The sequence below is a fragment of the Streptomyces durbertensis genome, assembly GCF_014156695.1.
Taxonomy (GTDB): domain Bacteria; phylum Actinomycetota; class Actinomycetes; order Streptomycetales; family Streptomycetaceae; genus Streptomyces; species Streptomyces durbertensis.
In genome coordinates, this window is record NZ_WMLF01000170.1 from 1 (window position 1) to 10,765 (window position 10,765).

Below are 10,765 nucleotides of genomic sequence, written 5' to 3' on the forward strand. Positions count from 1 at the left end.
GTGCGGGGCCGCCGTGGGCGGGCTGTGCACGGCGGCCGCCGCGGTGGTGCAGCGGCACCAGGCGGCCTCGACCCGCGCCGGGAGCCGCCGCTGGTGGTACCTCGCGGGGTCGCTCCCGGTGCTGCTGGCGGTCCTCGCCGCGGTGGCGGTGGCCTCCGGGCGGGCCGCGTGGGGCCTCGCGGTGGCGTGGAGCGGCCCGTGGGGATGGGCCGCCCTGCCGCCGGCGGCGGTGGCGGGCGCGGTGCCCGCCTGGGCCGGGGTGGTGGGCGGGGCGCTCACCGTCCTCTGCGCGACCGGCGCACTGGGGTGCGCCCGGCGCGCGGCGATGGACGTGCCCGCCCGGGTGTTGCGCGCCCAGGGCCGGCTCGCGTTCGGGGTGACCGCCGCGCTGTACGCCTTCGACCTGCGGAACGCCCGCGCGCTGACCACCGGCGTGCATCACCGGCGTCGCCGCCGTCGTCGCCTGCCGCCACCTCGCGGGCGGACGCTGCTTGTGCCGTGGCGCGATCTGACCGCACTGCTGCGCTCCCCCGTCCGGCTGGCGGTCGCGCCGCTGTGGTCGGCGGCGGGCGTCGTGCTGCTGGCGCTGGCCGCCGGAGTCGGCGCCCGGGAGCCGGCCGCCCTGCTCGGGCTCACGGCTCTGGGCGCCGGCTGCCTCGGTGCGCTGAACGCGGCCGAGGGCGCCCGCCTGGACGGCGACGACCCGCGACGCGCCTCCCAACTAGCCTTCTCCCATGCGTCCTTGGCGCTTCGCCACGCCGCTGTTCCGGTACTGCTCGGCTGGCTCGGCGCGGGGGTCGGTCTCCTCGGGTGTGCGCTGCTCGGTCTGTGGCACCCTGTGCTGCCGCTGCTGCCCGCGACCGTGCCGGCCCTTGTCGGGGCCGCCCTGGTGACGGCGTACCGGGGTCCGGCGCCGCCGCTCGGCGTGGCCGGGGCGGGCGGGGTGCTGCTGTGGAACCTTCGCGGACCGCTGGTGGTCGTGGCGCTCGCCGCGCCGGCGTACAGGGCGGGAGGCGGTCTCGCGGCGGCGGCCTGGCTGGCGCTGCTGGCCTGCGTGGTACTGGCCTGGGCACGGCGCCTCGCCGCCACCGGCGCGCGGCCGGCACCGCACGCCGGCGCGGGCGGCGGACGGGGCGCCGACAGGGCGCGCGGCGAAGGCGGAGCCGACCGGCCGGGGCTGGCCGCGCGCGGTGAATGACGCGAGACTGAGCGTGAGTTGAGTCCAACGGAAGAGGGTACGGATGTCGGGGGCTGCAATCGAGCTGAGAGAGAGTGACCGGGCCGAGGTGGAGCGGCTGCTGGCGCAGGCCGTCGAGGAGGAGGTGCGCCGCTCCGGCGGTGTGACGGACGGCGCGGTGCTCTACTCCAGAGCCCGCGCGTCGCTCCCGGAGATGACGGGCCGCGCCGAGGAGGAGTACGCGGCCTACGTCAGGGCGTTGGACTCCACGACCAGCGGGAGCCTCGCCGAGCGCCTCACCGCCCGGGCGCTGGGACCAGCGGTCGGCGCGGTGCTCGCCGCGGGCGTGGCGATCCTCCTCTTCGACCGGGAGCACGGTTTCGGCAGCGCGATGGGCGCGGCGGCGGTGGTGGCGGTCGTCGGGGCGCTCGGCGCGCTCGGCCAGATCCTCCTCGCGCACCTGTGGGCGGCGCAGAACGGCGCGGGTGCCCGCAACCAGCCGGGCGGCGTCGAGCAGTTGCGGCTGGCCTGGCTGACCGCGCTCGACGTGCGCGGCGTACGGCCGTACCTGGAGCAGCAGCGGCTGGTCGCGCCCCGGGTGATGCCCCGGCAGCGCGGCGGCTCGGCCGGCGGCGGGACGCAGCGCCGGGCGCAGCCCAAGCTGCGCGGGCGGGACCGCAGCGGGGAGGCGAAGCGGCGCAACGCGCTGGAGCAGTCGTTCCGCCATCTGCCCACGCCCGACGCGGTGTTCGCGGGGCGGCGCGAGGCCATGGGGCAGATCGCCCAGTGGGTGCACCAGGCCCGCGCGAACACGAAGACCCAGCCGACGGTGGTGGTGCTGCACGGCCGTCCGGGCGCCGGGCGCAGCGCGTTGGCCGTGCGCGCCGCGCACGAGTTGCGGGACCAGTTCCGCGGCGCCTGCGTCGTCGACCTGCGCGGCGACACCCGGGAGGGCAACCGGCTCTCCACCAGGGAGGCACTGCTGCACCTGTTGAACCGGCTCGGCGCCCCGCGCGAGCAACTGCTGTTCCGGGGCAGCTCGGACGACGACTCCGCCGCCGGCGAGCAGCAGTTGCGCAGGCTGTCCGACCTGTACCAGCGCACGCTCACCGGCGTGCCGGTCACCGTCGTGCTGGAGGACGCCACGGACGCGGCGCAGGTGGCCGCGCTGGTGCCGGAGCGCTCCGACAGCCTGGTCGTCGTCACCACGACCGAGCCGATGGAGCTGCCGGGCACCCTGGCGGCGTGGGTGCACCACCTGGAGGTCGGTGCGCTGGACGGCGCCGGCACCGAGGAGGTGCTGCGGGCCGCCGCGACGGCGGCCGCCGAGAGCGAGGGCCGGGCGCCCGAGGCGCCGTACGACGCGGCCGCCTACGAGCGGGTGGCCCAGCTGTGCGGCGGGCTGCCGTTCGCGCTGCGCCTCGCGGGTTCGGCGATGCACGGCGACCGCACGGCGGCCACCGTCGCCGCCGACCTCGCCGCCTACGGCCCGGACGACGCGCTCGACCCCGTACAGCGCGCGCTCGCGCTGCGGTACGCGGACCAGGAGGAGCCGGGGCGCCGGCTGCTGCGGAGGCTGGCGCTGGCCGGCCGGGCGAGTCTGGGCGCCGCCGCCGCGGCGGCGCTGCTCGCCACCGACGAGCGGGAGGCGGCCCGCCGGCTGGAGGCCCTGGCCACCGCCGGGCTGATCCAGCACGTACGCGGCAACCGCTACCGACTGCACGGCCTGGTACGGCACTTCGCGCTCGCCAGGCTGCTGGACGAGGAGGTCGCCGAGGAGCGGGGCGCCGCCCAGGAGCGGCTGATCCGCTCGTACGCGGAGCTGGCCGACGCCGTGATCCGCATGGTGGACGGCAAGACCTCCACCCGGGCCAACCAGTTCGGCGGGCACGGCTTCCGTTCGCTGGAGTCGGCGCTGCGCTGGCTGGACGACGAGTCGAGCTTCATCACGGCGGCGCTGCGGCACGCCGACGAGGGCGTCGACCAGGCCGCCGTGTCCCACCTGTTGGGCGCGCTGTGCGACTACTGCCTGCTGCGCGGCGACCTCTACCGGCTGGGCGAGCTGAACGATCTCGCGCAGGCCGTGGACCGGGGGCTGCTCACCCGTTCGGTGCAGTGGCGTACCGGTGTCGCGGCCCGGCAGCTCGGTGAACTCGACCAGTCGCACACCACCCTGGCGTCGGCGGTCAACCTCTATCTGGAGGCCGAGCACCCGGCCGGCGCCGCCCGCACGCTGCGCGAACTCGGCGTCACCCTGCACCACCAGGGCCAGTTGGCGGAGGCTGCGAGCAAGCTGCGGCAGGCGCTCGACCTCCAGACCGGCGACGCGCTGCGCGGCGACCGGGCGTGGACACTGCACGCCCTCGCCGCGGTGCAGCGGGACCGCGGCCAGATCACCGAGGCGCTGGGCATGCTGCGGGAGTCCCTGGCCCTGCACGAGGAGAGCGAGAGCCTGCACGGCCAGGCCTGGGCGCACTACCAGCTCGGCCAGACGCTGCTGCGCGTCGGCGACCTCACCAGCGCCGAGGCGGAGCTGCACCAGGCCCTGGAGGACTACCGGCGCACGCAGGACGGCCGTGGCCAGGCGTGGGCGCAGACGCAGCTCGCCCGGGCCCGGCTGTACGGCGGGGAGGCCGGCGAGGCGGTGGAGGAGCTGCACGCGGCCCTCGCCAGGCACCGGGAGAGCGAGGACGCGCGCGGCGAGGCGTGGAGCCTGTACTACCTGGGGCTCGCACTGGAGGAGGACGGCGACCGGGACAGCGCGGTGCAGGAGCTGGAACGGGCCCGGGCGAGCTTCAGCCGGATGCGGGACGTGTACGGGCTGGCGTGCGCCCGCCACCACCTGGGCCGGGTCACCCGCGACCAGCGGGCCGCGCGTACCGGCAACCTGCACAACAGCGGCTTCGCCCGGCAGCTGTTGCAGGACGCCCGCAGCGACTTCCAGCGGGTCGGGGTGGCGCACCACGAGGCGTGGTCGTGTCTGGAGCTGGCGGTGACCGACGCGGGCAACGGCAAGCTGCGCCAGGCCCTGGACCTCACCGACGACGCGCTGCGGCTCTTCACCGGTGCCGGGTCGGCGTCCGGTGGCGGTTCCGGTGGCGGTTCCGGTTCCGGTGAGGCCGTGCGGAGCACGCCGGGACGCGTCCCCGATCTGCGGGGCGCGGACTGGGCGCGCTTCCTGCGCTGCACGCTGCTGCCCTTCGCCTCGCCGGGCGGGGCCGTGGTGGGGGTCGCGGTCGCCCAGGAGGAGCTGGCGCAGCTGCTGCGCGAGCGCCATCCGGCCCGGGACCACGCGCTGACCGAGAGCGCCGAGGCGTACGCGCTGATGTTGGAGCGCGGCGTCGAGTCGGAGGACGGCTGGCAGGCGTGGGACCTGGGGATGGTCCCGAGCCGGCAGGCCCGCGACGTGATCGCCACCGAGGTCGCCTGACCGGCCCGGGGTTGCGGAAAAAGCGCCGGGGCGCGGCCAGTCGGCCGCGCCCCGGTTCTCTGCTCACCGCTCCGCCCGGTGCCGCTTCCGGCACCGGGCGTTCACTCACTTGGTGCGGTAGGCGTCGATGATGGTCTGGTTCGTGGTGTTGCCCTTCTTGTCCACGATCTTGGCCCGGAAGGACACGGACTTGCCGGCCTTCGGGTTCTTGACCTTCACCGCGCCCTTGCTGACGGTGAGCTTCTTCCAGCTCTTGCCGCCGTTGACGCTGACCTCGATCCTGAGCGACTTCAGGTTCTTGCCCGCGGCCGAACCCTGCACCTTCACGGGGACGCTCAGCGTCGCGCCGGCCTTGGCCCGGCTGTCAAGGCCGAGCTTCGGGGCGTAGCGGACGGCGGACGCCGCCACCTTGGTGTCGCTCTTGGTGCGCGCCGAGGTGAAGCTGATGGAGCTGGTCACCTTGGTGGACACCGCGGCCACACCGCTGCGGCTGACCGTCGTCACCAGACGGTAGTCGGCCTTGCCCTTGGGCAGCTGGAACGCGACGAAGTCCATCGGGTCCTTCTCGACCTTGTAGACCTTGCCGTTGCGGTACAGGGTCGTCTTCGCCGACCTGTACTCGCTGCCGCCGTAGTTGCCGGCGCCGTCGGCCAGCGGGTTGGTGCTGCCGTAGAGCATGTCACCGTCGCGGAACAGGCCGTCGTACTTCTTCAGCATCGGGCCGTAGACGCCGGTGTTGAAGGTCTGGCTGTAGGACTTGCCCGCGGTGAGCACACGCTCGGGGCCGTCGTAGGCGGCCTCCAGCGCGTCGGCCTTGTAGTTGACCTGGAGGAACGACTGGCTCCACGCGGTCTTCTTGTCGGCCCGCACGTGGACCGTGGCGGTCTTCGGCAGCTTGTACTCGGTGCCCGTCGCCGACCAGGTGGTCGACGGCATCGTGAACAGCACGCCGTCACGCTTGCCGACCGAGGAACCCATCCGGGTCTTGATCGTCGCCAGCTGGCTCTTCTTCGTGTCCAGCTTCAGACCGGTGTAGAAGCTGCCCTTGCGGGCGTGGGCGACGTGGTACTCGTTGGTGCCGCGCACGTGCACCGACTGGGCCGTGGCGTTGAGGGTGTAGCCGGCCGGGACCTTGCCGACCTGCGCGGTGCGCAGACCCGCGGGGGCTCCGAAGGCACTGGCGTTGTAGTACGACTTGCTCTCGATCTCGTAACTGGCTCTGACCGCGAACGACTTGGCCTTCTTGTCCGGCACCGTCATGGTGATCGGCTTGGTCTTGCGCGCGTCGTGGGTGACCGCGGTCTTCTTGGTGAGGTTCACCACCGGCGAGACCAGCCAGTCGTAGCCCTTGCTGCCGTCCTTGCCGATCGGCATCGCCGACTCGACCGAGTAACGGCCCTTGGGGAGACGCATCTTGTCGATGCCCATGGAGCTGTCGAGGAAGAACCAGTCCTCCTCGCTCACGATCGCGGCCATCCACTCCTTGGCCGGCTTGCCGTCACGGCCGATCGGGCGGAGGGTCAGGTCGTAGGACTCCGGCTCGCGGTTCACGGCCGCCGCGGTGCGCACGGTCTGCCCGCCGCCGGTCGCGGTGACGAACATGCTGTAGGCGCCGTCGAGCTTGCCGCCGTGCGTGGTGTCGGCGGTCAGCCGGACCGAGGCGGTGCCGCCGGCCGGGACCGTCACCTGCCGCGCGCCCAGCGAGAACATCGCCTTCGGGGCAGCCTTGCCGGTCGGGCCGTGGGTCTCGGTGGCCAGGTTGAGCGTGACGTCCTTGGTACCGAGGTTCCGGTAGGTCACGTCGCGGTTGACCGGCTTGTCGTCATGGTGCGGCCACGCGGTGGTGCCGAAGCTCACCGACGGGGTCTCCGCGATCACGGTCTGCCGGGTGGCGCGGGCGATGTCGACCCGGCCGGAGCCCTGCTGGACGGCGCTGAAGCCGGCGCTGAGCTTGGTGGAGCTGGTCAGCGCGGCCTTGATGCGCTCACCGGTCCAGTCCGGGTTCTGCTGCGCGAGCAGCGCGGCGGCGCCGGCGACGTGCGGGGTGGCCATCGAGGTGCCGGAGATCGCCGTGTAGCCGTCGGCGACGCGGGTCCCCTCCTGCTCGATCGCGCTCCCCTTGGCGGCCGCGGCACCGATGTCCACGCCGGGCGCGGTCATGTCGGGCTTGAGGTGGCCGTCGCCGGTGCGCAGGCCGATCGAGGAGAACTCGGCGACCCGGTCGCGGCGGTCGACCGCCCCGACGGTCAGCGCGGAGTCGGCGCTGCCCGGCGAGGAGATCGTGTTCTTGCCGGGGCCCTCGTTGCCGGCGGCGATGACAAACAGCGCGCCGCTCGTCTCGGACAGCCGGTTGACGGCCTCTTCCATCGGGTCGATGCCCGGAAGGTCGTAGCCGCCGAGGCTGAGGTTGACGACCTTCGCGCCCCGCGCGACGGCCCACTCCATGCCCTCGATGATGCCGGAGTCCATGCCGTAGCCCTGGTCGTCGAGGACCTTGGCGTTGATCAGCTGGGCCTTGGGGGCGACGCCCTTGTAGCGGCCCTTGGACTTGGCGCCGGTGCCCGCCGCGGTGGAGGCGACGTGCGTGCCGTGGCCCTGACGGTCGCGGGTGCTGCCGGAGCCGCTGAAGTCCCGGGCGGCGACGACCTTGCCACCGCCGAGGTCGGGGTGCGAGGTGTCGATGCCGGTGTCCAGGACCGCGATGCGGACGCCTTCACCCTCGTAGCCGGCCTGCCAGGCGGTCGGCGCGCCGATCCGCGCGACGCTCTTGTCCAGGGCGACCTTGCGGACGCGGTCGAGGGAGATCGTCTCCACTCCCGACCCGCCGGTCAGCGCCTTCCAGGCGGCGGAGGCGTCGTCCTCGGAGACGGTGACGGCCTCGCCGTTCACCGCGTCGAGGGAGGCCCGGATCTCCGGGTCGGCGGCGGCCCGCAGCCGGCTCTTCGCGGCCGGGCTCTTGCCCTTGTAGGTGACGATGAACGGCACACCGGTGCCGGCCACCGCGCGGTACTGCTTGCGCTTCAGCTCGGTGATGTCGAACAGCGCGATGTCGACCTTGCCCGCGGCGATGTGCCGCTGGGCGTCGGCCGGGATGACGTAGGTCCGCTTGCCTATTCGCCGGGTCTGGACGGGTATGTTCTCCCGCCCCTCGGCGCGCAGGAAGCCGACGACCTTGCCGCGCGAACCGACCAGGACCCGGTCGCCCGTGATGAGCGTCACGCTCCGGACCTTGGCGCCCTTCTGGGCGTCGCCCCCTGCCTGGACCGGCGTCGTACCGGCCTTCCAGCCCGCCCCTGCGGACTCCGGTGCGGCCATGCCGACCGTCAGCGTGACGGCCGTCGCCACTGCCACCGCGGACACGCAGGCGGCACCCATTCTGGATTTACTTGTCAACTCTCCCCCAGGTGAGGTCATTCACCATCGAACGAGGTGAAGAGGGTGGTCAGAACCCTCGTTGCGGCAAGTATGCATGCCGCGGGGGAAGTTGATGTCACAGAACTGCCACAACACCGTCCGGGCCCGCCCGTGGGGAACAACGCCCGGGACCCGGGGCCCTCGGCACCACCCCCGCGGGGTGCTCCGAGGGCCGTACGTCAGTCGGTGTCGCGGTCGCCGCCGGTGGCGGCGGCGCCCTTCTCGGCGACCGGGAACTCGCGACCCCGCACCGCCTCCATGCGGCGCGTCATGGAACGCATCAGCCACCACACCGCCAGGCCCATGACCGCGAAGACAAGAAAGCCGAGCACGCCGGGCGTCACCTTGTTCTCGTCGAAGGTGTCGGCGAGAAGAACCAGGTCAGCGGCGTGTGCGAAGGTCACCGAGGTAGTCATGGCATCAATTGTCGCGGATGCCTGCGAAGAGGTCGTCCTCGGGGAGGGACGTCTCGACGAGGGACTTGGCCAGCTCGTACTCCTCCGTCGGCCAGACCTCCTGCTGGACCTCCATCGGCACCCGGAACCAGCCGCCGTCCGGGTCGATCTGGGTGGCGTGCGCGATGAGCGCCTTGTCCCGCAGCGGGAAGAACTCGGCGCACGGCACGTACGTCGTCAGCTCGCGGTCCTTGCGCTGGAACTCGTCCCACCGCTGCAGCCACTCCCCGTACGGCGACTCGAGACCCCGCTCGAGCATCGCGTCGTGCAGCGCCTGCGTGCGCGGCCGGTTGAAGCCCTGGTTGTAGTAGAGCTTCAGCGGGCGCCACGGCTCGCCGGCCTCCGGATAGCGGTCCGGGTCGGCGGCGGCGTCGAAGGCCACCATGCTGATCCTGTGCGTCATGATGTGGTCCGGGTGCGGGTAGCCGCCGTTCTCGTCGTACGTGGTGATCACGTGCGGACGGAACTCGCGGATCAGCTTCACCAGCGCCCCGGCGGCCTCCTCCACGTCCTGGAGCGCGAAGCAGCCCTCCGGCAGCGGCGGCAGCGGGTCACCCTCGGGAAGACCCGAGTCCACGAAGCCGAGCCACGCCTGGCGCACACCCAGGATCTCCCGCGCCTCGTCCATCTCCCTGCGGCGGACCTCGTGGATGTTCGCCTCGATGTAGGCGTCCCCCTGGAGCTTCGGGTTGAGGATGGAGCCCCGCTCGCCGCCCGTGCACGTGGCGACGAGTACGTCCACTCCCTCCGAAACGTACTTGGCCATGGTCGCCGCGCCCTTGCTCGACTCGTCGTCGGGGTGGGCGTGCACGGCCATGAGTCGCAGCTGGTCTGTCAAGACAGTCAAGGCGGGTCCTCGGTAAGGTGTCGCGGAAGACGGCTTCTATAGTGACCGATGAGTGTGGGGATATATTCCTTCATCCCACTGACAGTCCGCACTCGCGTTCCGCACGCCGGCCGTCTCCGGGGCGGGCGCGCCGCACCACCGCCGAGGACGTGACCGACGTGAGCCAGGCCGACTCCCGGGACGGGACCGCCCCCCAGTCGCCGCCCCCCGGCCGCTACGGCGACACCGCCGCACGGGACGCCCGCGCGGACCGCCGGTTGAAGATCCTCGGCGCGGTGCTCGGCACGGCCTTCCTCGCCATGATCGGCTGGTTCGGCTACGCGCACATCACCTCCGGCAACGAGATCAGCGCCGAGCTCATCAAGTTCCAGATCACCTCCGACGAGGAGGTGCGAGCCCATCTGGAGGTCCGCAAGGGCGAGTCCGTGACGGGCGTGTGCACCGTGCGCGCCCTCACCACCGACAAGGCCGAGGTGGGCCGCCGCGAGTTCACCTTCGACCAGCCGGTGAAGCGCCTGGACGAGATCGTCTCCATCCGCACCACCGCGCGCGCCGGTTCGGCGCAGCTGATCGGCTGCCGCCCCAGCGACCGCTGAGCGCCGCGCCCGCGGGCCCTCGGGCCGCCGAGACGGACGGCCACGGACAGTGGCCGGGCCGACACTTCCTGCTGCACCTTCTTCCGTTTTACGCTGGAATTGTTAAGCTCGATGTTTCGCCCGCCCGGGAGGACCGCAACCTTCAGGGCAGGGCGTTGCTTTATATCCCGAGTACCTGCAAGGAGCACCTGTGACCCAGACCAGCGACAACGTCACCTGGCTGACCCAGGAGGCGTACGACCAGCTCAAGACCGAGCTGGACTACCTGTCGGGTCCCGCACGTACCGAGATCGCGAAGAAGATCGAGGCGGCCCGTGAAGAGGGCGACCTGCGGGAGAACGGCGGCTACCACGCCGCCAAGGAGGAGCAGGGCAAGCAGGAGCTGCGGGTGCGGCAGCTACAGCAGCTCCTTGAGCGCGCGAGGGTCGGTGAGACCCCCGCCGACGACGGCGTGGTGGAGCCCGGCATGGTCGTGACGATCGCCTTCGACGGCGACCCGGACGACACCCTGACCTTCCTGCTCGGCTCGCGCGAGTACGCCAGCTCCGAGGTGGAGACGTACTCGCCGCAGTCCCCGCTGGGGCAAGGGGTCAACGGCAAGAAGGTCGGCGACGAGGCCGCGTACGAGCTGCCCAACGGCAAGCGGGCCTCGGTGAAGATCCTGGAGGCCAAGCCGTACGGCGGCTGAGGCAGGCGACACGTGACGAGGGGCCGGGCGACCGCTTCCCGGCACGCTGGTGGTGGAGCGGGTGCGACTCCCGCACCGCGGGGACCCCGGCGGGGTGCCGGCCCCGGGCAGCCACGTCGTGCAGTGCCGGGACGGTGAGACGCCGGTGTACATCGTCA

6 protein-coding genes and 1 pseudogene are annotated in these 10,765 nt (G+C 72.7%); 4 read left to right on the top strand and 3 right to left on the bottom strand.

Annotated elements, in window-relative coordinates; all coding sequences use genetic code 11:
- Together GL263_RS13430 and GL263_RS13435 are read left to right on the top strand one after the other, a co-directional pair.
- Positions 1 to 1,198: pseudogene (locus GL263_RS13430) on the top strand (hypothetical protein); the annotation flags it as partial.
- 43 nt (positions 1,199 to 1,241) lie between these two features.
- Entirely contained in the window at positions 1,242 to 4,607 is a 3,366-nt protein-coding gene (locus GL263_RS13435) for a tetratricopeptide repeat protein (protein WP_182855916.1), read from the top strand.
- A gap of 105 nt (positions 4,608 to 4,712) precedes the next feature.
- On the opposite strand, the gene GL263_RS13440 is transcribed toward GL263_RS13435, so the two are convergent.
- From GL263_RS13440 to mca, 3 genes are all read right to left on the bottom strand, one after another.
- Positions 4,713 to 7,967 (bottom strand): S8 family serine peptidase, encoded by a 3,255-nt coding sequence (locus GL263_RS13440; protein WP_323379382.1) that lies wholly within the window; start codon positions 7,965 to 7,967, stop codon positions 4,713 to 4,715.
- 233 nt (positions 7,968 to 8,200) lie between these two features.
- Positions 8,201 to 8,437, bottom strand: coding sequence for a hypothetical protein (locus GL263_RS13445; protein WP_182855918.1), 237 nt, complete (start codon positions 8,435 to 8,437; stop codon positions 8,201 to 8,203).
- A gap of 4 nt (positions 8,438 to 8,441) precedes the next feature.
- Positions 8,442 to 9,314, bottom strand: a complete 873-nt coding sequence (gene mca / locus GL263_RS13450) for a mycothiol conjugate amidase Mca (RefSeq protein ID WP_182855920.1) — start codon at positions 9,312 to 9,314, stop codon at positions 8,442 to 8,444.
- 158 nt (positions 9,315 to 9,472) lie between these two features.
- Here mca and GL263_RS13455 point away from each other — a divergent pair, with 158 nt between their 5' ends.
- Together GL263_RS13455 and greA are read left to right on the top strand one after the other, a co-directional pair.
- Positions 9,473 to 9,919 carry a DUF4307 domain-containing protein gene (locus tag GL263_RS13455; protein ID WP_438947954.1) on the top strand — a complete coding sequence of 149 codons (447 nt, stop codon included), beginning with the start codon at positions 9,473 to 9,475 and terminating at the stop codon, positions 9,917 to 9,919.
- A gap of 190 nt (positions 9,920 to 10,109) precedes the next feature.
- Complete coding sequence (gene greA, locus GL263_RS13460) at positions 10,110 to 10,607, top strand: transcription elongation factor GreA (RefSeq protein ID WP_182855919.1); 498 nt, start codon at positions 10,110 to 10,112, stop codon at positions 10,605 to 10,607.
- Positions 10,608 to 10,765: the final 158 nt, after the last annotated feature.